The organism is Haloplanus sp. HW8-1 (genome assembly GCF_023703795.1).
GTDB lineage: Archaea > Halobacteriota > Halobacteria > Halobacteriales > Haloferacaceae > Haloplanus > Haloplanus pelagicus.
This window is the reverse complement of record NZ_CP098518.1, coordinates 3,344,480-3,369,762: the sequence shown is the minus strand read 5'-3', so window position 1 is coordinate 3,369,762 and position 25,283 is coordinate 3,344,480. Positions and strand designations below refer to the sequence as shown.

Genomic DNA, 25,283 nt, shown 5'->3' with positions numbered 1-25,283 from the left:
TGATGATTTCGTAGTGCTCTATGCCAGAAATCACACGCCTCAGCGATGATAGCGGCTGGATCGAATTAGATTTTGTGGAGCGTCAGCGGACACCCGAGTTCGCGATGCGGCTCGGTATTCAGATGCACGTGGCTGGACTATCACTTTCGAATACCATCTCAATTCTTGAGAGGTTGGGTGTCGAACGCTCTCGAACAGCCGTCCACAACTGGGTGCAGAAGGCCGATCTACAGCCCGACGGCGGTGCGAGCCCAAATCACGTTGCGCTCGACGAAACCGTGATTCAAATCAACGATCAGCGATACTGGCTGTATGTCGCCATCGACCCTGAAACAAACAAATTCCTTCATATTCGGCTCTTTAGCACGTATACGACCGGCCTTACAGAAATCTTCCTGAGCGAGTTACGCGAGAAACACGATGTCGAAACCGCCGTGTTTCTCGTCGACGATGCTCAGTGACTCCAAACCGCACTCGACCGACACGGCCTCGATTGCAGATACGAACTCCATGGCAATCGGAATGCTGTCGAACGTATATTTAGAGAAGTAAAACGACGAACATATTCGTTTTCAAATACGTTCAGCCACGCGGAGCCGACGACCGCAGAATCGTGGCTCCAAGCCCTCGCCGTCTGGTGGAATCGATGCCAAAGTTAACGCGACCTATCGTTCTATCGCGTTAACTTTGGCGTGAGTTGTGGTGGACGGCGAAGACTTCGAGCCAGTTTTGAGCTGTCTCTAGCTCGACATGGCTGAAACTATTTGCAAACGAAGATTTTCGGCGTTCTATTTCCCAAAAGATACGTTCGATAGCGTTCCGATTTCCATGTGCGAGAGTCTGAAATCGATAGCCATCTTCGGCCAGAACTGGACCAAGATAATCAGCATCATCGACGAGAAACAGCACGTCGGTGAGCTGATACCGATGATTAAGCTCGGCTAGAAACCACCGTGTCGTCTGTTTCGTTGCTATCGGAAAGAGACTGACGTGGAGAATTTCGTTTGTTTGGGGATCGACAGCACCGTACAGCCAAAACTGCTGTCCGTGGAGGCGAATCATTTTCTTGTCGACCGCGAGTTGATTCGCAGTCACCGTCGAAATCGGCTGTAGATCGGCCTTGTGAACCCACTTATGGATCGAAACATGACTGCGTTGGACCCCCTACTCCTCAAGAAACTGACTTGCATCCCGAAGTGACATACCCGCTAGATGACATCGGATGCCCCACTTGAATCGCCCACTCGGGAGTCCGTCGTCGCTCCACAAACGACAAGTCTATCCACTCGATACATCCGTTGAGGCGGTCGAATTCTGCCATAGACACTCAGAACTCGTCCGCCTCATTCTCTAACTTAACGCGACCACGATGACCGGAACAGGCGTTAAGAGGGAATGAACAGATCGATCGATACCCAACGACGGGAAGTTCCGGGCCAGAAGATCACTCTACTGGTTCAACCGTCTCTTCGCCGCAGTGGGGACAGTACTCATAGTTGTCAGCTTGCCTTGTTTTGCCGCCGACTAAGGGTATCCTCAGACGTTCTCACGGTGATATTCCGCCAGATTAACCGGGAAATGGACGCCGTCTGGCGATATGGCATCGCTCAGACGGCTTGCCTGGATGTGTCGAAACCTTGCCAAACAGCACGTTAGCGATCCGGACGTACCCGCCGCGCCGGATGGCGCGGACGGGTACGCTGAGTGGGTCCAGATCGCGTTAATTCTGTACCGTGTCGAACTGGAGAAGAGCCTCCGCAAAACTGAAGACTACCTTAACGAGATGTCTGGTATTCTCGCCGTGTTCGATCTTGACGAGGCTCCGCACTACAGTTCGCTCTGTCGGTGGGAAGATGAGTACCGAATGCGTGAACTCCGCCGCCTGCTCCGCGCGTCGGCGGAGCAGGCGGGCTGGAGTGGTGAAGCCGCAATTGATGCAAGTGGCTTCCAGCGCGATCAAACCAGCTACCACTACCGCGACCGCGCTGATTTCTCGTTCCAGTCGATGAAGACGACGATCTTGACCGATGTGAACTCCTTAGCGATCAAGGACGTTCATTTCACGACGCAGAAGGCGTGGGACGGGCATATTGGGATGCAGGTCTTCCGCCGGAACGCGGAAGACCTGCGTGTGTTGTCTGCTGACGCGAACTACTCGTGGGGAGAACTCCGTGAAGAGTGTCGCTCCGAGTCAACGCGCCCGTTGATCAAGCACAGGGAACAGACACCGTTGCAGAAGGCTCACAACGCCCGAATGGACGCTAATGACTACAACCAGCGCTGGATGAGTGAAACGGGCTTCTCGCAGTTGAAGGAAGACGACGGCGAGAAGCTCCGCTCCCGGAGCTGGCATGGCCAGTTCCGGGAGCTGACACGGAAGTGTATCGTGCATAACCTAACGCAGGCGGCGAGTTAGGGCTCGCCGCCTGCTCCCCCTTCTCCGGGCGTATCCGGGAGAGGCGTCGCCGTCGTCATCGAAACAAGAACGCTAAATACCATAGTTCTGACTCTTCAGCAATGCCGGGAGAAGCGGCTACTGCATATTCTGAGTTCGAAACCCGTCTGTGACACCGTAAAACTGTGATTGATTAACCCTACCCCGACGCAGTCTTTCGATTCAACGAGGCATTGAATGAACAAAAAGCTGGCCACAGTATATCACCTCTTCATTTTAGATTTGTACGGAGTCCCGGACGGAAACGGGAGCCGCATACGATCCGCATGGATTCCGAAAATTCAGCGGGTGTTCAAAGGCGATCTGAAAAATTCAATTCTGGCTCTAAAAGCACTGAAACGCAGGAAAACAGATTCTTCACGAATCAGCGGACTACGAGTAGATTGAGGTGAGTGCTGTCTGCATTCTTGATAGCACCGTAGTTGCTTGTTGTAGGATTACCCTTGTTTTAGCAATCATCGCCACAGACAGTCTATACTAATAGAAGTTGACTTTAGGCGTTCATGAGCGTCGTCTTACCGACGCCGGTCGGACCGGAAAAGAGGACGACGCCGTGGTGTTCGTACAGCATCCAGAGGAGCGTGACCAGTTCCGTCGAGAGGGCGTCGCGTTCGAGCAGGTCGACGGGCGTCATGGCGTCGCCGGCCTGCTTCCGGATGGAGACGTGAGGGCCGTCCTCGGAGATGACGGGGAGGGCAACGGCACAGCGGATGGTCTCCGCGACGCCCGGCGGTTCGAGGTTCACCTTCGCGCTCGGCCGACTCGCGCTCAGTTCCGTCCCGTCGCTCGCCGCGAGTTGGGTCACGACGTTGACGAAGGCCGTCTCGTCGTCGAACGCGAGGTTGGTCGGCACACGACCCACGGGGAGTTCGACCGCCCGCGGGATCACCTTCACGCGCTCGTCGACGCGGTTGGCCTCCACGTCCTCCAGATGCGGGTCGCGGACGGGAACGGTGAGGACGCCGTGGTCAAGCGATACGACCGCGCCGCTCGCAAACACTCAAATCCCCAAAGCAGCTAACGGAGACGTGAAACAGTCGCTCCTCGTGTACGACGGTAGCAACTCGGTGTTTCGTGCGGCCGCAGAGGCGGCGACCCGCCAAGCAGACGGCATCGTGGCCGTCCGCTGGGACGCCGGGCCAATACAGGCGTTCCTCGAAGCACAGTTTGATTCCCACCCCTTCGCGTTCATCCTCGTCGAGGGCGAGTCTGTCCACGTCGGCACGGAGACCGTCGGACGGATGCTCAGTCGAATGGGGCTTGCTGACCCGCTGGTTGCTGGGCTGAAGCGAGCCTATGCGGCCGGCGGCGCCCCGGTTGGCCGACTGATTCATGGACGAACGGTGGCGGACCTCGACGGGACGTTCCCGCTGTCGGCGGCGGCCGCATCCCACCTCACGGATCTTCGACAGGTCCAGAAGATACCTGTCCAGGAGGTCCCCACCGAGGAACCCTGATCACCCGTCCGCAAGCGCTTGCTGGACCGCCACCTGGACCGGCGTCTGCTCGATGGGAACGACCGACTGCAGGTCTCGTTCGGGGTCGACTGTCACGGGGTTCCGCATACTCTCAGCCAGCGGACGGGCGATGGCGTACTGGACGTCCGTTGTCAGTCGGAGCCAATGCGAAGAGAGGCCCGGAGACATCACTGGCACCGGCACGATAAACACGCGTTTGCCTTTCTCCTCGGCAGTCAACTGCAGCAGTGACTTGTAGGACCACACTTCCGGTGCACCGATGTCGTAGATGCCGCCACGGGTCTCCTCAACGTCAAGGACACCGATGAGATAGGCGACGGCGTCGTCGATACCGATCGGCTGACACGGCGTACTCACCCACTTCGGGACCGTCATCACCGGCAGCCGGTCGGTGAGGTCGTCGACGATGCGGAAGCTCGCGCTGCCGGCACCGATGATGATCGCCGCCCGGAGGACGGTTAGATCGAAGCTTCCCGCTTCGAGGACCGACTCGACTTCCCGGCGGGAGGCGAGGTGTGGCGAGAGGTTTCGCTCGTCGCCGCTAATGCCGCTTAGGTAGACCACCCGGTCGACGCCGGCCGCCGACGCCAGCTCCCGGAACCGGCGGGCGTAGGTCCGATCCAGCTCCGCGAAATTCTTGGCTGTCAGCGAGTGAATGAGGTAGTAGGCCGCGTCAATCCCGTCACAGAGTCCCTCCAGCGATGCCGGATCGGCAAGGTCGCCTTCGAATAGCTCGACATCGTCCGGAAATCTCGACCGACCCGCACTCCTTGAGAAGGCGACGACTTCGTGGCCGGCCGAGCGCAACGACTCGACGAGTCGGCCACCGACGAACCCGGTTGCTCCAACGACGAGGACACGCATTGTGGGGTATACGGGACGCTACCCGAAGGGTGTTCGGTCGATTTACTGGGAAATTCTGTTCGTGCAGAACGGGGTCACCTGAATCGGAGGCCCCACATGAAGAATGGGCAGTGGGTTCTGGTGCGGACAAGTCTCGTTTCATAGTCGGCTGAACAGGGCGAGGGCGCCGCATACGGTCGTTTGGACGCACAGCGGCGGCGGTTTATTGTTCATAATCGGCTTGTAGACCCGCAAGAATAGATCTGCTCCCGCAATCGGCCTGCAAGTATGCCTGACGCACGACCACGCGCACACAGCCCTGCCTGCCCAGCAACCAGTGCGTAACCTACCGATTTCGGCTGTATCGTCGCTCCCACCGAAGGCAGCCCGTACGCAGTCGCTATCATCTATACCTCCGAATCGCCCGACAGCAACCGATTATGAACGCTCTGATGAACAGCGGGGCAGTCACTATCGCGTCGCTCGGTTCGCGCAATCTCCGCGTCGCAGACGTGTTGTTCCTGTCTGCGTCGGATGAACCACTTGCTGTGGTCGGTGCGTCGACAGGCTCATAGTGAGAGTTTTCGGAAGGTGTGATTCCTTCTTGCGGGGGTGGGGTTCGAGTATGGCAGGGACGAAACAGATGGAACCCCGTTCAAACAGCGTATCGTCGGCTTTCGGTCGTTAGATCCGATTATGAACATGGTCGCCAGACTAAACGGGTGGCCGCAGTACAGACCGGACCAAAATCGACTCAAAGACTAAATGGGCTGCGGTAATTCCACCAGACAGCGACGAGATACCGATGGCCGAAGAACGCGTGCAGGCGACCGAAGAGACGAGCGAGACGGAGACTGACCATGAGATCGATGATGACCCAGAACTGGTTCCGTCCGCACAGCAGCTACGCGACCACCAGCCCGACGCGTACACGACCGGATACGATCCGTTGGGAGAGACACGCGTCGGGATCGGAACGGCAAACGGGAACATCAAGCAACTCATCCGACTGAACGAGGGTCGTCACCATAGTGACGGCAATCACAGCACCCGCGAGGCTGCACGCGACAAGAAACGCATCACGGAGTCGCTCTGTACAGCCCTTGACGTTCCCACCTACCAGCAGCGACGGGCCGTTGCTGCGATGAGCCAGATGAACCTCGACCGCTTCGGCCAACAAAAGCGGATCGAGAAGGTTGCCCTCTGTACGATCGGCATCGTCGTCGATCGTGAGCGGCGGCGTCACTTTTTACAGGGAAATGACCCGACAGAAGTGGATCTATCAGAGGCGAGCCAGCAGAGGTTCCCGGATCGGTTCAGCCAACATCCGAAGTTCCAGGATCTCTGCGCCCAGCATGGCGTCTCCGATGATGACCATTACAGCGTGACCCAGCTCGTCAAAGCGGAACTCAAGCGAATCGGATACTTCGAGCGGGAGAACCAGCCACTGCAGTAGGCTCCCTGTTGATTTCTGCCGTTAGCGCATCGCTGAAGGCTATACTCGCCCCTTTAACTACTTCTTGCGACAATATGCGTAATTGAGGCGGTTCGGTCAGTGTGGTTCCCCGTAAGGGGAAGCCGCTGGCCGACCCTTATCGCGGCCGAAATTGGCGACCCCCGAAGTCATAAGACTTCGAGAAGTGCTGTCCCCTTCGAGTGTTGGCTCTCGGAGAATAGTACGCTCGCACGAAGGAAGCCCTTAGCAGGGTTTCCGGCGAGGGCTCATCCTTTGGAAGTCTTCCATCGGAGAGGTCACCAACTGTCCGCGGACCGTTCTTCTGAACACGCGCGCCAATTCCCGCGCGATGTATTCGAAGTCTTCGACGGTCAGTACTCAGCACCGTCCTCATTCTGAGGAGTCGTGACTGACTCGACGACCAGCAGTCGTCGATAGCGGCTGTTCTCTCAGAGTCTGCGTCCCACGCTCAGTGGCGACGCTGTCCAGCGATACCGCGAGATCTGGCTGAGTACCGCCGTCGGTAGACAGGGAATCAACACTGCATAATGTTCGACCACTACACGCACGACGAGTCGTACGTCCCGCCCATCAACCGCCCGCATGCCCCCGAGATGTGGGAAGAACGCACGCCTGCGGAGATCTCCCTCGAAGAGGGATGGAAGGCAGCGATCCCCGTTCGCGCCCCCGAGTGTAACGCACGGTTCACGCGTCTGTACGCGCCCTACAACGTGCTGTTCGTCGTCCGAGGCGGCCTGCTCCGGACGGAGCTCATCAACGATGGCCGCATCGACACGGAAGGGCTCTCCGTGTGTTCGGCGTGCGACGAGCTCTACGATCCGCTCCGAGCGAGCAGGACCTGTCCCTGGTGTGACGCCGTGCTCCCCGACCAGCGGATAACGGGCGGCGTGACGCTGGTCTCAGGCGGTGGACAGCGATGAGCGGACCGCCGTTCGTGGAGCTGGGCGACCTCGACGGGACGCACGGCTGGGTCAGGACGAAGGGGTTCGTCAACTGGATCGAAGACGTTGCCTCACACCAGCCGTATCAGCGCGTGGCGCTCGGCGACGATACGGTATCGGAACCGGTCATCTGCACCGTCTGGACCGAGGATATCGAGCTTGAGGAGGGTGTCGGCTACTACCTCGGCGGCGTCGACGACACCTACGAGAAGCGCGAGGAGATCCAGCTCAAGCTCTACGAGAAGTCCTGGGCGGACGAGTTCTGGCGGCGAGAGTAAGCGACCAACAGGAACCACACATCATGCATCACGACAACACGGACGCGAACGGCTGGGGATACCGAGGCGGAGACGGACACATCATCGGTGAGTCGATGCCAGGGACGTTCGGGGATGCCGAGCGCACGCTGCATGACCGACAGGGACAGACACCGGTCGTTGACGAGGAGGTTGCGGTGCCGGCAACTGAAACGGAAGACGGGACTGAATCGGTCGAGACCGGCGATGTCGAGATCGATGACCTCGCGAAGCGGCTGCGGGAGTAAGCTAGCGTGTAGCTCCCAGCAGTTGCTGGGGGTTCAACAGAGCTGACGGCGTTATTGTGTCTCGTGCTACGCGCCAGAATACAGGCACCGGAAACCGATCGGTCGTCGTAGGGAGAAGGGTATGTGGGCGTTCCACAGTTATTACCTACTCAGCATATCAATCCTGAATTCGCGTAGATTTCATTACGAGTCGTTTCAGGGGTCGTTGCTGACCTGAATTCGCGTTCCCCGACTCGGAGACACGGGAGATAATCGATCGGTCATTGCCTCGGATTCGACTCGTCTTATGATGCCGTCCTGTCCCTCATTAGCCCTCTTCGTTCTACTGTTTGCATTATCGAGACGAGTGTGATTAGAGCAAGCCACGGAGGCCGACCATCATCACGATGATAGCCAACATAAGAACAGTCTGGAGGAGCCCCCACTGCATGGCTTGGCCGAACAACGCGTCGAGTCGCTCGCCATCCGGGTCCTCCTTGTTGAGCTCAACCACCATCCTCGTCGTGACGAGGTGTAGTGGCCCGAAGCCGTTAATGAGCATCAACACTCCGATGACGAGCGCTCCCCACAGCCAAATCGAAGGATTAGCCCAATACCCCAACATGAATGCGAGGCCGATGCCGGACCCGATTACACCGACGCTGAGCGGTTCAGCCACCGCGACTATCTTCGGGATTAGGTGGTGATTGACTGATCCGGCAGCATCCTCTGGTGCAGCATCGAGAGCGGGTCCGAGTACGAACTTGAAAAAGAAGTCGAGTCCGAACCAGAACGCTCCAAGAGCCACATGAACGTAGAACATGAGCGATGCGATGCCCGACAGGTACGCGACGACCGGTGCCCCGATCGTGACGAGAACGGCGACGATGGCAAACTGTTGGTCAGCGAGATCAACGATCAACCCGAGTTCTTCACGATGCGACGTTGGCTGGTCAATCGACGCCATCGGTCACCCCGGATAGATAACAGTTGACGCCGTCGATGTCGTTCCGATGAACCCCCGTAGCGACCGTAAGGTCTGGTTCCCTTGTAGTCGTGTTTTGCATAATGGCATCAGCCTTGCATCATAGCCTTCACGAGGCCCGGGATCCGGCTCGGTTGTTGCTTGTCAGCCCAATTATTATTCTCAAGGTGTTCACGGAAACTGGTGAACTCGAACCCGAACCGTCGCTCCGTGCTCTCGATATCGACCGAGTACCCCTCGTCGTTGAACCACTGGAACAGTTCGGCCATCGCGTCGCCCATCTCTTCCCTGGCGTCCTCGATAGGAACGGAGAACGGTTGAACGTCAGTGCCCGTTACTTCGGAGAGGATCCTGGCCATCTCGGAGAGTGTGTGTTCGTCACCTGCAAGGTCGAATCCCTCGTCGGCGAACTCGTTGGGATCAGTGAGAACCCGCGCGGTCGCCCGGCCGACATCGTCAACGTCGATCATTTGGAGAGTCACGCCCTCTTTGATGGGCAGGGCGAGCGTGCCATTGAGGATATCCTCGAAGGCGGGTTCGAGGTTGTGCATGAACCACACCGGTCGCAGGAAGGTCGCGGGCACGTCCAGCGACCTGATATACTGCTCGACTTCTCCAGCTGGTTCGAAGGCGGTGATTCCGAGGTCCTGGTCGTGGTAGCCAGCGCCGCTGAACACGATGTGTCTAACCCCGCCTTCAACGGTCACGTCGGCGATGTTCTTTCCCTGGCGGACTGATTCCTCGAATCCGGCTGTCCAGATGTTCGTCACGATGACGACAGCATCGACACCGTCGATAGCGGGTCGGAGTGTCGCCTTGTCGTTCAGGTCACCCCGTCTGACGTCCACACCGCGGTCTGCGAGTGCTTGTGCGGCCTCTCTGTCCGGCGTTCGCGTCAGACCGCAGACGGTGAATTTCCTCTCGGCTGCGAGGAGGTGATCGATAATGACGCCACCCTGGTTTCCTGTCGCACCGACCACGAGGACGGTCTTTTCTCTGTTGTCTTCGGTATCCGCTGGTGCTTCTGCCATGTCTATCAGCTTCCGTGGCCGAAGTGGCCACGATGACGATATTACCTTCGGGAAGAATTATAATTTTTGTGATATGTGTGTGAGTCGGTTATTGCTGTATAACCAAGTAACATTTTGTAACCGGATAGCACCGATCAGTTCGACCTACTCGGGTAGATCGACGGCAGGCATCTCCGCGGCGGTGTGTTCGAATGCCCATTCCTCGAATTCGTCAAAGACGCCGGTGAGTGATTCCCCTCGTTCCGTCAAGTCGTAGTACGTTGCAATCGGCCGGTCCTCCAAGCGTCGGGTAACGAGATTCTGCTCTTCGAGGTTCTCAAGCACGCGAGAGAGGGTCGTTGAATCAGCCGTCGTCGTTTCTTGCAGTTCGCTGAATCGTTGTTCGCCGTACAGGTGGAGACTTCTGAGGACGGTGAGTCGCCACTTTGACCCCACAATCTCGAACGCCCGAGCAACCGGACAAACTTCGAATACGTCGTCGTCGGGATCTGGTTTTGGGGGGAGGTCATCGCAACTCATATAGTTAGATGTTAACACACAACTCGATAAAAAGCTATGCCGCATCTCTGTCGATTCCTATGCTTATTCCTGTTTTTGGGGTAGCAGCGTTTCTATCGAGTCAGCACATTGCTTTTGACGGAATATCGATGATCGTCTTATGGGCGTTGGAGACCTACTACTAGTATTTTGGAGGTGTAGTGACTGTACACCTAGAGAGACTTTTCGGGAAACGGCGTTCATGAGCGTCGTCTTGCCGACGCCGGTCGGGCCGGAAAAGAGGACGACGCCGTGGTGTTCGTACAGCATCCAGAGGAGGGTGACCAGTTCCGTCGAGAGGGCGTCGCGTTCGAGCAGGTCGACGGACGCCATGGCGTCGCCGGCCTGTTTCCGGATGGAGCCCATGAACGACGTGCCACCTGTTCGCAGCAGGTCTGGTTATGGAAACAGCCGGCACGGGTGCCGGCTGTTACGACACAGGTGGCCGCACGACCCGGTAGTCCTGAGACTCAAATACGATGACGAGACCAAATCGGGTGCAGCGGTCGACACTTCCAGCCGGATGATCTATGGCCATAACCATCGTACGGACCCTTGAAGCACAGCTAGTCTCGCCAACAGCCCACAAAGAGCGGAAACTCCAGCAGCTCCAAGAGACGTATCAAGAGGCGCTGGAAGCTGCATTCAACGCAAAAGCAGGGACGATGAGCGCGGTCAACAAGATCGTCAAATCGTACGAACTGCCGTATCAGGCGAAAGATGGACTCAAACCGTTCGTACCGCGTCTCCTGAACGAGTACGAGGCAACTGAATTAGCCGAGGACCATCCGGTTCGGCTGTCGAACCGGGCAGCAAAGTTCGATCACGACGAGGAGCGAACGCACGAGTTCTGTTGGAATGTTCCCCAAGCGGGACGGGGAACGAACTTCTGGAATCCACTCCAGATCAATCCGGAGCAACGGGACCTCTGGGAGCGGCTACTGCATGAAGAGGACGTGACAGCCGGTGAACTCCAGCTAGTCCGAAGACAGTCAGCCTGGCTACTCCATGTGACCGCAAAGTGGAACTCCACCATCATGGACGTAACCGATCCCACGTATATCGGGATAGATGTCGGCGAAACAGCGCTGGTCACGGGCTGTGCCCTAACGCGCGATACGCCAACGAACCCGTTCTGCGTCAGTGGGAGCCGTGCGAAACAGCTTAGAAAAGAGCGGAGTACGACCCTTCAGCGACTCCAAGAACGGGACGCTGCACCGTGGCGGCAACAACGACAGGCACGGCAGTATGAGAACGCGTTGCATGACATCATCGAAAAGGCGAGTCGAGAGGCAGTCGACTACGCGGCGCAACACGATGAGCCGTATCTCGTGATGGAGGACCTCGACGGGGTTCGGGAACTCGAGTACGGGACGTTCATGAATCGGCGGTTGCATTCGTGGGCGTTCGGTCAACTCCAGCGGCGAATTGAACAGAAGGCTGCTGAAGCGAGTATCCCCGTCACCTACGTCCCAGCGGCGTACACTAGTCAGATCTGTCACGCCTGTCATCGAATCGGGACACGGCCCTCACAGGGGGAGTTCCGCTGCGAGAACGAGGAGTGTCACATTACGACGTTTCAGGCGGACATCAACGCCGCGGCGAACATCGCGCGTCGCGGTGACCCGCGGGGAGAGAGCTGTCTTTGGAAATCGGACAGCGATGACTCGCCACGGGATGGGCGCACCCGCGATAGTGCCACGGGACCACACACGTCGAGTCCATCATGACAGTGAGACGCGTGGCGCCGTCCCGAAACTGCAATCGGCCAGCGCCGTACATCCTGCTGTGCGGGATGGTCTGCCTCATGCAGGCGCGGATATCGCATTCGTTCCTTGCTCTGTTGGCGGCGGATCACATCGCCAAGAGCATCACCGGTACGTCGAAGCCCACGAAGTCAACGGTGTCCCGGCGAAGCGCTCACCGGCGATCCGGTTGACGAAGGGAGCGACGGCGCCCCGAGGTGTGTCACACCTCCTTCGTCGCCGGCCGCCCGGCCCGCTTCCACAGCGTCTCCAACGGCGGGATGGCCCGGATCTCGGACTCGGTGAGCAACCCCCAGTGGATGCCCGACGGTTTCTGCCGGTCGCCCTCGACTCGGTGGGTGCGGGTCGGCGTGACCACGTAGTCGACGACGGTGTCGTGGTCTGCGACCATCCCCTCGGGGGCCGCCGTCTCGGAGAGCAGTTGGACGTCGTGGACGGCGGCGACGACGAGGGTGTCCTCGGTGGCGAGGCCGACCTGTCGCAGCATCGCCCACTCCAGATCGAAGAAGCCGTGGCCCTTGCCCATCCGGAGGCCGTCCGGCGTCACGAAGCTCGCGCCGGTGACCATGACGTCGAGCGGCGGGTGGTCGGCTTCGAGGGCGTCGAGCGGGGCCCGCTCGGCGAACCGAGTCATGCCGTCGAGGACCGACGCGAAGGCGGCCGCGCCGTCGGGCACGTCGGCGGGGTCGAGCGAGAGAAAGCCCCGTCGGATGCCGTAGGTCGGCATGAGAAACGGCGTCGGCCGCTCGATCAGGCGTTCGCGGAGCGGGTCGAGGTTGTTGTCGGGCGTCACGAGCCACGACTCGCAGTCGTGGTCGTCGGCGAGGTCGAGGAGTCGCTCGGCACCCGCGTCGCTCCCCTCGTAGTCGGCGATGAACTCGCCGAAGTCCCAGGCGAACCGCGAGTCGGGGCGTGCCACCTCGCGGAGTTGCGACCAGACCCGTTCGCGAACCTCGTTCCGGATCGACGGCTCGTCCGTCATGTACGGGACAGTCCGAACTCCCGGACCGTAACTCCAACGAGATAGAGCCAGGCGAGCGTCGAGACGACGACGCACGTCCCGAACAGTATCGTGAACGTGAGCGGCGTCATCGGCGACCTCCCGTCGGGTCGGCGGTCGATCGGTCGGTGCTTCCGTGACGTCGTGGTGGGCGCGTGCGGGTCATGGCGTAACTGTCGGTGACGAGGTGTGTCATTCGAGGCTCTCCAAGTCGGTCAGTTCGTCGAACGAGAAGTCGGCCGGGCGTGCGAGCAGCCAGCCGACGGCGACGACGTTGCTCACGAGCAGGGCGCTCGTAAAGGAGTAGAGGTAGTTGCTCGCGAGGAACCACGGAACCCCGGCGACGATGCCGAGGACGGCCGCGCTGAACGCCGCCGTTCCGCCGAGCCGGGAGGTGTACAGGCCGATGAGGATGGGGCCGACCGTCGCGGACGCGAGGAGGTCCGCCCGGAGCAACAGAAAGAGGACGCTCGGTCCGGTCGACGCGATGGCGACGCCGACGACGGCGATGACGGCGGTGAGGATCCGCGAGAGCCGGAGGAGTTCCGGGCCCGTCCGGTCGGCATCGAACAGCGGCACGACGTCCACGGCGAGGATGCTCACGATGGCCGACAGGGCGTTGTCGAGCGTGCTCGCGATGACCAGCAGGATGAGCACGACGAAGGCCAGTTGCAGGCCCGTCCCGAAGGTGGCCTGCACGACGGTCGGGAGCGCCGCGGACGGGGAGGCAAAGTCCATGCCGAGGCCGCTGGCGATGACGCCGTACAGCCCGGCGAGAATCGTCATCGGGACGACGGCGACGGCCGCGCCTGCAAGCGACCGGCGCAACGATCGGGTGTCGCGGGCGGCGTGGGCACGCTGCCAGAGCGACTGGTTGAGCATCTCCGCGCCGACGAGTGCGATGACGATGTAGACGGCAAACCGGACGCCTGCGGGGTTGGTGAGGCTGACGGCCGTGGGGTTGGTCGCCTGCATCTGCGTGAAGAGTTCGGCCGGCCCACCCAGTTGGAACACGGCCACGACCGCCGTGCCGACCAGCAGCGGGACGAGGAGGATCGTCTGGACGAGATCCGTGAAGATGCTGGACAGCAGGCCGCCCTGCATCGTATAGAGCATCACGACGCCCCCGACGAGGGAGAGCGTCACGAGCAACGGGACGCCGGCGATGGCCTCGATGGCCAGCGCGACGCCCGTGAGGTTCGCCGTCATCAGGATGAACATGTAAAACAGCGCGACGAACAGCGTGAGTAGGTACATCGGTCGCCCGTAGCGCGCCCGGGCGTACTCGACGACGGTGTGTCCCTGGGGCATCCGTTCGCGGATCTTCGGCGCGACGGTCAGATAGAGCGCGAAGGGCGTCGCGATGGCGACACCGTAGCCGATGACCGCCGCGATGCCGAGCCGTGCGCCGGACTCGGGGGGACTGAACAGCAGTCCCGAGCCGGCGGCGTAGGCGATGAACGTCGCGAGCCCCAGCGAGACGCCGGTCGATCCGCGGGCCGCGAGGAAATCCTCGACCCCGCCGAGGTTCCGTCGCCCGTAATACACCCCGACGACGAGGAAGGCCGCGAGTGTGAGTACCATGACACCGATCGTAAGCGAGAGTGTAGCCATCGCGTCGGTGGATTCCGGTCGATCTACAAGAAAACTAGCATCCATGCAAAAACTGTGCATGGTTCTGCTAGATCATCACGTACGATAGTCGCGTTTGGAACCGTTTGCACACCTGATCGCCGGACTGTGTGCGATCAGGTGTGCGATGACTTACAGAGGCTCCTGTATCGCGAGGAACCTGCCGCTCCGTGGTTCGTCGGCGCGTGTGCGGTCCCACGGCCGACAGCCACGGCGTTCCCGTCGGCGCCGCGCGATCAGGGGTCGGACGCGACGCCGCCGTCGGCCTCGACCTCGGGAACGCCGTCACCCTCGCTGTCGACCTCGGCCCCGGGCACGCCGTCACCCTCGCCGTCGACGAGGGAGTCCGTCTCGGTCCCCTCGACTGGGGCCCCGCCGTCGGCGTCGCCAGCGTCCTGCGTCGACAGGTCGAACGCCTCCAGCAGGCCGAGGAGCGTGTCGGCCTCCGTGGCCAGGCTGTCGACGCGTTCGGACACCTCGCCGAGGGAGTCGGTCTGTGCCCGGGCGGCCGAGGCGACGCTCGTTGCCTCGGCCGCCGTCTCCTCGCTCGTCGTCTCGATCTGCTCGATCATGGAGACGGTTTCCTCGGTCGAGGCCGCCTGCTGGTCGGTCGCGTCGGAGATTTCACGCATACCCTCGTCGGTCTCGTGGGCGAGTTCCGCGATACGGTCGAGCGACTCGATGGCCGCCTCGACGGTCTCGACCGCGTCTGCGACCTCGTCGGTCGTCTCCCGCATCCCCTCGACGGTGGTCGTGGTCTGGCTCTGGACCCCGTCGATGATCTCCTGGACGTCCGTGGCCTCCGCCTGTGCCTCCTCGGCCAGCGACTTCACCTCGTCGGCGACGACGGCGAAGCCCTCCGCGCCCTCCCCGGAGTGGGCGGCCTCGATGGAGGCGTTGAGTGCGAGGAGGTTCGTCCGCTCGGCGATGTCGGAGATGGTGGCGACGATGTCCTCCATCCGCGTCATGCGGTCGTCGAGTTCGCGGAGCTGCTCCATCGTCTCGGTCGCGTGGGCCTCGATGTCGTCCATTCGGTCGAGGGCCGCGACGGCCGCCTCCTGTCCCTCGTCACCCATCTCGGCGGTGCGGGTGGCCACCTCCGCGACGCTGTCGGCCGAGGCCGCGATCTCCTCGATCGTCGCCGACAGATCGCTCATCTCGGCCGCGATGCGCTGGAGCTGGTCGCGCTGTTCCTCGGCGTCGGTCGAGATGTCACCGGTGGCGTCGCTGATGTCCTCGCTCGCCCGCGCCACCTCGTCGAGGTCGGCCGAGGTGTCGACGGTGCGCTCGGAGACCGTGTCGGCGAAGGCGTACACCTCGCCGACCGTCTCCTCCAGGTCGTCGAGCATCCGGTTGAACGAGCGGGCGATCGAGGCCATGGCGGCGCTCTCCTCGTCGGGATCCATCCGGACCGAGAGGTCCTTGTCGGCCGCCGCGGCCATGACGTCGCTGTATCGGTCGGCCGTCCGTTCGAGGTGGTCGGTCAGCGCCTCCAGTTCGCGAGTGTTCGTCCGGAGGTTGTCGGCCATCCGGTCGAGGGAGTCGCCGAACGATCCGGGGACCGACTCTTCGAGGACGGGCGCGTCGAACTCCTGTCTCGCGAGGGCGTCAGCCTGCGAGGAGACGGTCGCGAGCGACGCTCGCATGTCGCCGAACGCGGCCACGAGCCCCCCGATCTCGTCGTCCTGATCGTGGGCATCGATGTGAGCCTCGTCGATCTCCCCGGCGGCGACCCTCGTCGCCGCGTCCTCCAGCATCCGCACCGGTCCGACGAAATCCCGGCGGGCGATGAGCAGCGTGTTCGCACACGCGACGGCGGCACCGGTGAGGAGCGCGACCGTCACGGCAACCCGGACGGTCCCGGTCAAGACGAACGGGAGGACCGCCAGCACGACCGCGACGCCGAACTGGATGAGGACCGCAGCGACGATCTTTCGCTCGATGGACTCCGTGATCCCCAGGAGGTCCATCGTGCCCCACAGTGCCCGTCGGTACTGGTCCAGCAACATAGCTAGCTTCTAGTGGATCGTCCCACCTCATGAAAACGCGTGCGATTATCAGTCGATAGGAACGCCGACGCGCCCGACAGCGGTACGCCACCCGACTCGGGCCACGGGTCTTTTCGTCCCCGCCGCCCCTCGGTGGGGTATGGACGGCGAGATCGCCCCCGACGAACTCCGGGACTTGCTGGAGAGCGACGACCGACTGCGAGTGATCGACATTCGCTCGCCGAGGAAGTTCGCCCGGGGACACGTTCCGGGCAGCGAGAACGTCCCCTTCCGTGAGTTGCCGGATCGAGTCGAGGAGTTCGCCGGCGCCGACCGCATCGTCACCGTCTGTCCACACGGCAACGCCAGCGTGCAGGCCGCACGGTTCGTCGCCGACGCGGGAGCGAGCGACGCCCGGGTCGAGAGCATGGCCGGCGGCCTGGAGGCGTGGGACGGTCCGCTCGACGCGGGCGGGGCGAACGGGACGGTGGCCGGCGGCGAGGCCGAAACCCCCGACTCGCCGTTCTGAACGTTCGATCCGCGGAGAAAGTGGCTCGACGGGCGGGCTAGGTGCCGATCACGCGACGTTGAACCCTTTGTCGCGGAGGAAGTCCTCCACGCGGCCGAGATGGTTCCCCTGGAGTTCGATGGAGCCGTCTTCGACGGTCCCGCCGCAGGCGAACTTGGACTTCAGATCCGACGACAGGCTGTCCATGTCGACGTCTTTCGGATCGAACCCCTCGATGATCGTTACCTCCTTTCCGTAGCGGCGCTCGTCGATGCGGATGTTGATCTCCTGAGACTCCTTGGCGACGTCCTCGCAGACGCAGAGTTCCTCAGGGAGCCCGCACGTCGAGCAGACTTCCGACATTACAGGGTAAAGCTACTGGACGGGGCTATTAAACAGTGTCGGGACGGCAAGGGACGGAACTCCCGGCGGTCGATCAGCGGACGAACGGCCGGGTCGGGAGCGTCCGCTCGCGGACCAGTTCGCCGACGGCGTCGGTCGCCGCGTCCGCCGCCACCCGGCCGACGCCGTCACCGTACCGCGCGCGCTCGTACGTCCGCAGAATCAGCCGGGTGCGGTCGTCGGTCGTCACGCGTTCGACGTACGCCCGCGGCGTCTCGCCGGTCCGCCGCGGCCGCTCCTGGCATTCGAGCAGGTAGACCAGGCGCTCGAACGCCCGCACCGCGGCGGCGTCGGGGTCGCGACGCGGTCCGCGCCGTCGGAGCCACACCGCCCGCACCGCCCGAGTGCCGGCCCCGGTCCGCCGGACCGCCGCGCCGACGCCGACGAGCACCACCCCCCAGAGTACGAGCGTCTCCGTCGACGGGAGATCCGGACCGGCGTCAGTCGGAGCCGACGCGACTGCCTCCGTGTCGCCGGCGGGAGCGGACTGCGTTCCCACCGACTCCTCGCCGCCGATGGGCGTCGGGGTCGGCGTCGTTGCGGCGTCCCCGCTCTCCGTGCCGTCGGCGGGTGCCACGGGCGTCGATTCGAGCGTCCCCTCCGTGTCGACGCCGGCCTCACCGCTCTCGCGAGCGTCGACCAGACGCTCGAACTCGGCGGATTCACGCGCCGACACCGGTGTGGGATCGAACCGCACCCACCCCGTCTCGGGGAGGTACACCTGCACCCACGCGTGAGAGTCGAGACCACGGACCACCCACTTCCCCTCGCCGACCCGCTCCCCGGTCGTATACCCCGTGACGAAGCGCGCTGGCACACCCTCCGTACGCAGCATCGTCACCATCGCCGTGGCGTAGTAGGTGCAGTAGCCCGCGTCCATCTCGAACAGGAAGGCGTCGGCCACGCTCCCCTCGGGGCGGTCGACGGTCAGCGAGTAGCGCTTGTTCGACTCCAGATACGACTCGATCGCAACCGCCTTCTCGTAGGGCGTCTCGGCCCCCGCCGTCACCGCCCGGGTGCGTTCCGCGACGCGCTCCGGGGTGGACGCCGGAAGCTGCGTGTACTGCTCGACCACCCAGTCGGGGTAGTCGTCGCCGGTGACCCGGAGGTCGGAGGGGTCCGGCCGGTTCAGTCGGCTCGTCACGGTGTAGCTCTCGTTGGGATCGAGCGTCGTCGTGGGCCGGATCGTCCCCTGTGCGGTCACCTGGACGCGGTCGGCGGGGAGCCCTTCGACGGCGACCGGTCGCCACGTCGCCGGCATCGCGCCCACTTCCGTCTCGGCGGTCACCGTCTGTTCGACCTCGGTCCCACCGCTGGGTGGCCCCCGTAACTGCCCGGCGTACGGTTCGGTGTCACCGGACCGCACCCACCCTGACCCCGTGTAGCGATCGTACGTGGACGTCGTCCAGTAGGCGGCGACCCGGCTCTCGACGGTGAACTGCACCTGCGGCGAGAGGCTGATCGAGCCGATCACCTCCAGCCGATCCTCGGCGTTGACGAGGCTGGTTACGCCCGATGGCGAGCCGCCGTCGGGGAGCACGGGGTCCGCCCGCGTCGCCGGCACCACGGACAGCGTCGCCGCGACGACCACCATGGCCGCGAGCAGGATCACCAGCGTATCGACCTGTGCGGCCGTCCCGCCGTGTCGATCCAGCGTGCCGAAGCCGACGACGGCCGCCGCCGCGGCCACGCCCGCGAGCGTCGTGACGGTCCCCGCGTCGCCGGTCAGCACGACGAGCGAGAGGGCCGCCCCGCCCACGGCGACGCTCCCGACGTACCGCCGCCTGACGGCGAGATACCACGAGAGGAACACCGGCGTCGGCGCGACCGAGAGCGCCCAGACGTTCGCCTGGGTCAGCCGAAGGACCGACAGCCCGGTGAGCAGGGCGGCGGTGTCGGAGAGCAGTCGATCGGCCGAGAGGAGCGCCCGCTGGCTCTCCGGCACGGAGAGGAAATACACCACGAACCCGCCGCCGAGAAAGAGGGCGGTCAGGACGAGTGCGGTCCGGACTCGGAGGAACCACCCAGCCGCCACCCCCAGTGCCACGGACCCCACGAGCGTCGCGAGCATGAGTTGGGCTCCACCGACGACGTCCGTCACGTGATAGAGAACGCGCCCGTACGAGGCGGTCAGGACGGCGAGCGAGCAGTAGACGGCGATCCGAAAGTCCGGGTCGAACGACCCCGGGAGGACGCCGTCGCCGCGGCCGGCCTCGACGCTCACGCCCGCACCTCCGTGATCGACGTCGGTCGGTCGGCGGCGCGCGTCCCCTGGGAGCTGTCGTCCCCGTCCCCGTCCGCCCATCCGTCGCCGTCGCCGCTCCCGATCCGCCGACGCCGACCGGGATCGAACGGCTGCAACGTGCCGTCGATACGGACCGTCACCTCGTCGTCCGCGTGGACGACGACGTCGGCGTCGGCCCCGACGTCACCGGCGTCGACGCGGGCGAGGTGAGCGAGCAGTCGACTGGCGTCCCCCGGTGTCAGGCTGAGCCGCCCGTCGGGGGTCGTCAGCGACACGGAGATCCCCTCGTCGAGGAGGGCGTAGCCGACGGTGGCGGCCGCCTCCGCCATCGCGTCGGCCCGGCCGGATGCGGCACCGACCGCCATGGTCACCGTCCGCCGGTCGCCGTCATCGGCGAACTCCTGGACGACGAGAGCTTCACGCTTGGCGCTCGACTTCCAGTGGACGTCGCGCAGCGAGTCGCCGCGGGCGTACTCCCGGAGGTGGTCGAAGGCGCCGCGTTCGACACCCCGATCCGGGTGCGCCAGCGCCCGCAACCGCTCGCCGACGGGTGCCGATGGGTAGAACACCCGTGGATACACAAGCACGGTGTCCCGCCGGTCGAGGACGAAGGTGCGCCGCGCGAGGCCGAGAACGTCCCGGGCGCTCACGGTGGTGGGGCCGAGCACGTGTGCGCCACGTTCGCGGTAGGTCACCGTGTAGGCGAACGGCTCTCTCCCGATCAGCCCCGTCACTGCGGCGTCGCCGTCGACACCGTCGGGGAGGCGATCGTGGACGACGGCGGTGACGGGAGTGTCGGTGGCGACGGCGAGCCGAACCGTCCGCGTCGAACCCGGATCGCCGGCCGGCGGGGTCGTACGCTCGGCACGGGGTGAATCGAGTAGGGCGAGCTGGACGCCCGCGGCGAGGAGGACGATGCCGGCCGGGAGGACGACGGCGTCGAGCGACCGCGGGCCGAACGTCGCCCCCATGGCGAACCCGGCGCCTGCGACGGCGACGACGGCGAGACCACGTCGCGTCGGGAGGATGCGCGGCGGCATCTCACTCCACCACGACGCTCGCCAGCGCGGCGTCGACGACGTCGCGTCCCGGTCGATCGGCATCGATGCGGTGGCTCCAGACGCTCGGTGCCTCCGTCTGAACGTCGTCGGGGACGGCATAGTCGCGGCCGTTCAGCACCGCGCGAGCCTGTGCGGCACGGACGAGCGCGATGGCGCCCCGGGGACTCACGCCGAGGGTCGCGTTCTCGCGGGTGTGTGTCGCCAGCCGCGAGACGTATCGCCGGATGGGTTCGCTCAGCGTGACGTCCGCGACGGTCCGGCGGGCGCCCCGGAGGTCGTCCAGGCTCGCAACGGAGTCGAGCGATTCGATGGGGTGGTCCCCGGCGACTCGCTCCAGCAGCGCCGTTTCCTCGTCCTCGTTCGGGTAGCCCAGGCGGAGTTTCTTCATGAAGCGGTCGATTTCGGCCATCGGGAGGTCGTACGTGCGCCCGGGCTCCACGTCGTTCTGTGTCGCGATGACGGTGAAGGGGTCGGGCAGGGCGCGGGTCTCCCCGTCGACGGTTACCTGCTCTTCGGCCATCGCCTCCAGCAGCGCGGCCTGTGTTTTCGGTGGCGCGCGGTTGATCTCGTCGCCGAGGACGACGTTCGCGAAGACGGGACCGGGACGGAACTCGAACTCCCGGGTCTTCTGGTTGAACACGTTGACGCCGGTGACGTCCGAGGGGAGGAGGTCGGGCGTGAACTGGACGCGCTTGAACGAGCAGTCGACGGAGGTGGCGACGGCGCGCCCGAGGACCGTCTTGCCGACGCCGGGCACGTCCTCGAGGAGGAGGTGACCACGAGCGAGGACCGCGACCAGAATGTGTTCGACGGCGTCGTGTTGGCCCACGATGACCTCCTCGACGTTGTCGATGATTCGGTCGGTGAGCGTCGCGGCGGCGGACACCGACAGCGGCGGTACCTGGTCCGCATGATCCGATTCCGGGATGCCTGCGTCCGTCATGGATGGGTGAGCGAGCCGACGACCACGCCCGGGCGTCCGGGCACCCGACCGACGGCGAGTGGGGACGTGTAACATCCCGACACACCTATACCTTCGGCCCGGCGTCACGGCCGACGGTTACGGTTCCGTGGCTGCCGAACCCGTCGGGAGCGCCACCATGTGTCGACACCACGAACCGATCGAACTGCTTGCGGAGCGTCGAACGGAGGACGGAACGGAAGACTCGCCCGCGACGGCCGGGACGCCGACGCTGCTTCGGCCGGTCCCCCGCCGAGACGTACCCCAACGGCTTTGTCTCCGGTCCGTGCACCTGCGGCTATGCAGATCGGCGCCGACGAGGCCGGCAAGGGACCGGTACTCGGACCGATGGTCGCAGCGGCGGTGCGGGCGCCCGCCGACGCGATTCCGGCGGGCGTCGACGACTCGAAGCGGCTGTCGTCCGAACGGCGGAACGACCTCGCCGAACGCCTCCGCGCCGCCGACGCCGTCGCGGCGGAGGTGGCTGTCGTACGGCCCGCCCGGATCGACGACCCGGCCACGGATATGAACGGTCTGACCGTCGCCGCACAGGCCGAGGCCATCGCCGCGGTGGCGGGGGACGGCGACCACGTCGTCGTCGACGCGGGCGACGTGGACGCCGCCCGGTTCGGACGCCGCGTCCGGGAGGCCGTCGACACCGCGGTGGAGATGCAGGCCGAACACCGCGCGGACGAACGGCACGCCCACGTCGCGGCGGCGAGCGTTCTCGCCAAGGTCGAGCGGGACGCTCGTATCGAGGCGCTGACCGAGGCGTTCGGCGACGTGGGTAGCGGCTATCCCGGCGACGAGCGGACGCGCGCGTTCCTCGCCGACTACGTCGACGAACACGGTCACCTGCCGGCGTGTGCCAGAGCGTCGTGGGCGACGTGTGACGACGTGCTTGCGGCCGCCGAACAGTCGTCACTATCCGAGTTCTGAGCCTCGCTCCGGCGAAAGGCGGCCGGACCTACCGCGTCAGCAGCGCGCGCAGGATGTCACCGTAGGCGGGCCGGGTGAGGAGGACGCCCACGACGACGCCGAGGATGGTGAAGATGGCGAAACCCTGGAGGTCGCCGAGCGAGAGGACCGCCAGCGGACTCATCGCGATGATGGTCGTCGCGGCGGCGGCACCGATGACCCAGAACGCCTTCCGGAACCGCGACTGGAAGACGCGGCGACTGTTCACGTCGCCCTGGGCCATCACCTCGTCGGCAATGATGATGAGGTCGTCGACCCCCGTCCCGATGACCGCGATGAAGCCGGCGATCACCGAGAGGTCGAGCGGGTAGCCGATCCCGGCCGCGAAGCCGAGCAGGATCACCACCTCCGAGAGCGCGGTGACGATCATCGGCAGCGCGACCTCCACCTCACCGTAGCGGAGGAAGACGACGCCGGCGACGGCGAAGACGGCGATGAGTCCCGTCAGCAGCGAGTTCGTGCGGAACTGCTGCCCCTGACTCGGCGAGATGAACGAGGAGGTTCCCTCGCCGTCCGGCCCGATGTCGAGGGCGGCGGGGAGCGCGCCAGCCCGGAGGTTGACGGCCACCTGTCGGGCCTCGCTGAAGTTCTGGGTCTGGAGGATGAACCGGGGATCCTGCGCCCAGTCACCGGACTGCATGCCGCTCGCCAGTCCCGGACTCATGCCGAAGGCGTTGACGACCTCCCCGTCGACGATCAGCAACAGGCAGGGGTCGGTGCTGTTCGGCGCCGCACCGTACCGACACCGGGAGCCGCCGGCCTGGGCGACGCCCGTATCGATCATCCGCTGCTGGAACTCGGGGGCGACGCTCTCGCGAACGACGACCGGGACGTTGGGCAACTGTCCCTCGCCGCCCTGCTTGGCGGTCCCGATACTCTGGAAGTCGTCCCGTTCGAGCACCGTCGTCTGGGCGTACGTCCCGTCGTCGGTCGGATAGTAGGTGTCGACACGGACGTTCCCGCGCTGGTTCACCAGATCGACCACCTGCTGGCGGTTCTCGTCGGGCACCTCGATGAGGACGTAGTTCTCGCCGGTGGGGGTGGTGATCTGCTGGACCGTCCCGCCGGAGAGCCCCGCCTCGTTGATCTTGTTCGAGAGGATGCTGACGGTCTGCTGGCGCGTCTCCTCGGTGACGCCGTCACGCGTCGAGTCGTAGGTGTACCCGGCCGCATCGAGCGCGCCGCCGAGGTCCTCGGGTGTGACCCCGTCGGCCGTCACCTCGACTGTGCCGGTCGACTGGCTCGTCGGTCGAACGATCACGTCGGCGACGGTCACGTTGTCGAGCTGACCCGCGACGTCACGCTCGATCTGTGGGGGTTGGGTGCCCTCGAACTCGACCGCCTCGGCGGTGACGCCGATCAGGGGTGCGCGGATGCGCGTGCCGCCCGAGAGCTGGAGCCCGTACTGGAGGTTGGTCGCGCCGCTGCTCGCGCGCCCCGGGGCGTCGGCCCCCTCACCGGACGCCATCGTCGGCGAGAACAGGGCAAAGAGGCTCGCGGTGAGCACGACCACGAGCAGGAGGATCCGCCAGTTCTCGCGAACGACGCCCATCAGTTACCCACCCCCTCGTACTTGTACCAGCGCAGGAGGCTGAGGTTGAGCATGTAGGTGTTCATGAGGTCAGTGGCGAGACCGAACACGAGGACGGTCCCGATGGCGGCGAGCAGTTGGATCCCGAACAGCGTCGCAACGATCGTCATGACGATCATCGCGGCGAGCGAGGTGAGCGTCATGGTGACGCCGGTCCGCATCGCCCGGTGTGTCGACTCGTAGAACCCCCCCGACCGTCGGAGGATGTGGTTGTTGAGCAGGATGTCGGAGTCGACGCTGTACCCGATGATCATCAGCAGCGCCGCGACGGTTCCGAGGGTGAGTTCGATGCCGAGGACGTTCATCAGCGCCACCGGAATCACGATGTCGGAGAAGGCGGAGACGACCACGGCGATGGAGGGGACGAACGTCCGGAACATCAGGAAGACGAGCACGCTCATCCCGAGGAAGGCGACGGCGACGCCCAAGAGCGCCTGGAGCTGCGTCCGAGCGCCGAAGGACGCGGAGACGCTGTAGCTCGACTCGACCGAGAAGCCCGCGGCTCTGGCCTGCTCTTCCAGCGCCGAGATGCCGACTTCCTCGGTCTGGAACGTCAGGATGTACGTGTCCGAGGTACCCACCTGCCGGATCGTCTCCGGGCTCGGATCGAACGCCTGCTGGATCTGTTCGCGTGCCTGCCCGTCCGGTGCGTCGACGGAGACGCGGATTTCGGCGCCGCCGGTGAAATCGAGGCCGGGGGTGACCGGCACGCCGGTCGCGACATACCACCCCGCGATGATCAGGAGGGCAACGGCGAGCACCGCGAGCGGTACGGCCGCAAGCTGGCGATTCGTGTACCGGGTGTAGTCGATCTCCGGTACTTCGAACGCTACCATGCCCGCCGGTCCACCCCGACGCCTACTAAGCCTTCTTATGTCCGC

At 63.9% G+C, this 25,283-nt stretch carries 22 protein-coding genes and 4 pseudogenes; 10 read left to right on the top strand and 16 right to left on the bottom strand.

What is annotated here, in order from left to right; genetic code table 11:
• The first annotated feature begins 20 nt into the window (after positions 1-20).
• Positions 21-659: pseudogene (locus tag NBT82_RS17705) on the top strand (IS6 family transposase).
• Between the two features lie 22 nt (positions 660-681).
• Here the strand turns inward: NBT82_RS17705 and NBT82_RS17700 are convergent.
• Positions 682-1,321: pseudogene (locus tag NBT82_RS17700) on the bottom strand (IS6 family transposase).
• Between the two features lie 276 nt (positions 1,322-1,597).
• Between NBT82_RS17700 and NBT82_RS17695 the strand changes: the two are divergent.
• Positions 1,598-2,416, top strand: coding sequence for an IS5 family transposase (locus NBT82_RS17695; protein ID WP_251329417.1), 819 nt, complete (start codon positions 1,598-1,600; stop codon positions 2,414-2,416).
• Between the two features lie 535 nt (positions 2,417-2,951).
• On the opposite strand, the pseudogene NBT82_RS17690 reads toward NBT82_RS17695, so the two are convergent.
• Positions 2,952-3,422: pseudogene (locus NBT82_RS17690) on the bottom strand (ATPase, T2SS/T4P/T4SS family); the annotation flags it as partial.
• A 61-nt stretch (positions 3,423-3,483) separates the two neighbouring features.
• Here NBT82_RS17690 and NBT82_RS17685 point away from each other — a divergent pair.
• Positions 3,484-3,912, top strand: coding sequence for a hypothetical protein (locus tag NBT82_RS17685; protein WP_251329416.1), 429 nt, complete (start codon positions 3,484-3,486; stop codon positions 3,910-3,912).
• On the opposite strand, the gene NBT82_RS17680 is transcribed toward NBT82_RS17685, so the two are convergent.
• Entirely contained in the window at positions 3,913-4,797 is an 885-nt protein-coding gene (locus NBT82_RS17680) for an NAD(P)H-binding protein (protein WP_251329415.1), read from the bottom strand.
• Between the two features lie 784 nt (positions 4,798-5,581).
• On the opposite strand from NBT82_RS17680, the gene NBT82_RS17675 reads away from it, so the two are divergent.
• The 4 genes from NBT82_RS17675 to NBT82_RS17660 all read left to right on the top strand — a co-directional run bounded on the left by NBT82_RS17675 (position 5,582) and on the right by NBT82_RS17660 (position 7,738).
• Entirely contained in the window at positions 5,582-6,232 is a 651-nt protein-coding gene (locus NBT82_RS17675) for a hypothetical protein (RefSeq protein WP_251329414.1), read from the top strand.
• A gap of 548 nt (positions 6,233-6,780) precedes the next feature.
• On the top strand, positions 6,781-7,173 hold the full coding sequence (locus NBT82_RS17670) for a DUF8122 domain-containing protein (protein ID WP_251329413.1): 393 nt from the start codon (positions 6,781-6,783) through the stop codon (positions 7,171-7,173).
• The gene (locus tag NBT82_RS17665) at positions 7,170-7,472 is read left to right on the top strand and encodes a hypothetical protein (RefSeq protein WP_251329412.1); all 303 of its coding nucleotides are present in this window, start codon (positions 7,170-7,172) and stop codon (positions 7,470-7,472) included. Before NBT82_RS17670 ends, NBT82_RS17665 begins: the two co-directional genes overlap by 4 nt.
• Positions 7,473-7,495: 23 nt before the next feature.
• Positions 7,496-7,738, top strand: a complete 243-nt coding sequence (locus NBT82_RS17660) for a hypothetical protein (RefSeq protein ID WP_251329411.1) — start codon at positions 7,496-7,498, stop codon at positions 7,736-7,738.
• A 352-nt stretch (positions 7,739-8,090) separates the two neighbouring features.
• On the opposite strand, the gene NBT82_RS17655 is transcribed toward NBT82_RS17660, so the two are convergent.
• The 4 genes and pseudogenes from NBT82_RS17655 to NBT82_RS17640 form a co-directional block, all read right to left on the bottom strand.
• On the bottom strand, positions 8,091-8,684 hold the full coding sequence (locus NBT82_RS17655; RefSeq protein WP_251329410.1) for a hypothetical protein: 594 nt from the start codon (positions 8,682-8,684) through the stop codon (positions 8,091-8,093).
• A 107-nt stretch (positions 8,685-8,791) separates the two neighbouring features.
• Positions 8,792-9,733, bottom strand: coding sequence for an NmrA/HSCARG family protein (locus tag NBT82_RS17650; protein WP_251329409.1), 942 nt, complete (start codon positions 9,731-9,733; stop codon positions 8,792-8,794).
• A 144-nt stretch (positions 9,734-9,877) separates the two neighbouring features.
• Positions 9,878-10,252, bottom strand: coding sequence for a winged helix-turn-helix transcriptional regulator (locus NBT82_RS17645; RefSeq protein ID WP_251329408.1), 375 nt, complete (start codon positions 10,250-10,252; stop codon positions 9,878-9,880).
• Positions 10,253-10,315: 63 nt separating this feature from the next.
• Positions 10,316-10,630, bottom strand: a pseudogene (locus tag NBT82_RS17640) (ATPase, T2SS/T4P/T4SS family); the annotation flags it as partial.
• Between the two features lie 170 nt (positions 10,631-10,800).
• Here NBT82_RS17640 and NBT82_RS17635 point away from each other — a divergent pair.
• Positions 10,801-12,000 (top strand): transposase, encoded by a 1,200-nt coding sequence (locus tag NBT82_RS17635; RefSeq protein WP_251329407.1) that lies wholly within the window; start codon positions 10,801-10,803, stop codon positions 11,998-12,000.
• 238 nt (positions 12,001-12,238) lie between these two features.
• On the opposite strand, the gene NBT82_RS17630 is transcribed toward NBT82_RS17635, so the two are convergent.
• From NBT82_RS17630 to NBT82_RS17620, 3 genes are all read right to left on the bottom strand, one after another.
• Complete coding sequence (locus NBT82_RS17630; protein ID WP_251329406.1) at positions 12,239-13,018, bottom strand: 5-formyltetrahydrofolate cyclo-ligase; 780 nt, start codon at positions 13,016-13,018, stop codon at positions 12,239-12,241.
• A 210-nt stretch (positions 13,019-13,228) separates the two neighbouring features.
• A complete protein-coding gene (locus tag NBT82_RS17625; protein WP_251329405.1) occupies positions 13,229-14,650 on the bottom strand; it encodes a sodium:solute symporter family transporter in 1,422 nt (473 codons plus the stop codon).
• Between the two features lie 254 nt (positions 14,651-14,904).
• Positions 14,905-16,677: a methyl-accepting chemotaxis protein gene (locus NBT82_RS17620; RefSeq protein WP_251329404.1), complete on the bottom strand. Its 1,773-nt coding sequence runs from the start codon at positions 16,675-16,677 to the stop codon at positions 14,905-14,907.
• A 139-nt stretch (positions 16,678-16,816) separates the two neighbouring features.
• Here NBT82_RS17620 and NBT82_RS17615 point away from each other — a divergent pair, with 139 nt between their 5' ends.
• Positions 16,817-17,185: a rhodanese-like domain-containing protein gene (locus NBT82_RS17615; RefSeq protein WP_251329403.1), complete on the top strand. Its 369-nt coding sequence runs from the start codon at positions 16,817-16,819 to the stop codon at positions 17,183-17,185.
• A gap of 48 nt (positions 17,186-17,233) precedes the next feature.
• Here the strand turns inward: NBT82_RS17615 and yciH are convergent, their stop codons facing one another.
• The 4 genes from yciH to NBT82_RS17595 all read right to left on the bottom strand — a co-directional run bounded on the left by yciH (position 17,234) and on the right by NBT82_RS17595 (position 21,815).
• Complete coding sequence (yciH, locus tag NBT82_RS17610; protein WP_049935096.1) at positions 17,234-17,527, bottom strand: stress response translation initiation inhibitor YciH; 294 nt, start codon at positions 17,525-17,527, stop codon at positions 17,234-17,236.
• A 73-nt stretch (positions 17,528-17,600) separates the two neighbouring features.
• The gene (locus tag NBT82_RS17605; protein WP_251329402.1) at positions 17,601-19,790 is read right to left on the bottom strand and encodes a transglutaminase TgpA family protein; all 2,190 of its coding nucleotides are present in this window, start codon (positions 19,788-19,790) and stop codon (positions 17,601-17,603) included.
• Positions 19,787-20,914 (bottom strand): DUF58 domain-containing protein, encoded by a 1,128-nt coding sequence (locus NBT82_RS17600; protein ID WP_251329401.1) that lies wholly within the window; start codon positions 20,912-20,914, stop codon positions 19,787-19,789. Before NBT82_RS17600 ends, NBT82_RS17605 begins: the two co-directional genes overlap by 4 nt.
• Complete coding sequence (locus NBT82_RS17595) at positions 20,853-21,815, bottom strand: AAA family ATPase (protein WP_251329400.1); 963 nt, start codon at positions 21,813-21,815, stop codon at positions 20,853-20,855. The genes NBT82_RS17600 and NBT82_RS17595 overlap by 62 nt, the downstream gene beginning before the upstream one ends.
• Positions 21,816-22,133: 318 nt before the next feature.
• Here NBT82_RS17595 and rnhB point away from each other — a divergent pair, with 318 nt between their 5' ends.
• Positions 22,134-22,772 (top strand): ribonuclease HII, encoded by a 639-nt coding sequence (rnhB, locus tag NBT82_RS17590; RefSeq protein WP_251329399.1) that lies wholly within the window; start codon positions 22,134-22,136, stop codon positions 22,770-22,772.
• A 28-nt stretch (positions 22,773-22,800) separates the two neighbouring features.
• On the opposite strand, the gene NBT82_RS17585 is transcribed toward rnhB, so the two are convergent.
• Both NBT82_RS17585 and secF read right to left on the bottom strand, forming a co-directional pair.
• Positions 22,801-24,363, bottom strand: coding sequence for a preprotein translocase subunit SecD (locus tag NBT82_RS17585; RefSeq protein WP_251329398.1), 1,563 nt, complete (start codon positions 24,361-24,363; stop codon positions 22,801-22,803).
• The gene (gene secF, locus NBT82_RS17580) at positions 24,363-25,238 is read right to left on the bottom strand and encodes a protein translocase subunit SecF (protein WP_251329397.1); all 876 of its coding nucleotides are present in this window, start codon (positions 25,236-25,238) and stop codon (positions 24,363-24,365) included. Before secF ends, NBT82_RS17585 begins: the two co-directional genes overlap by 1 nt.
• Positions 25,239-25,283: the final 45 nt, after the last annotated feature.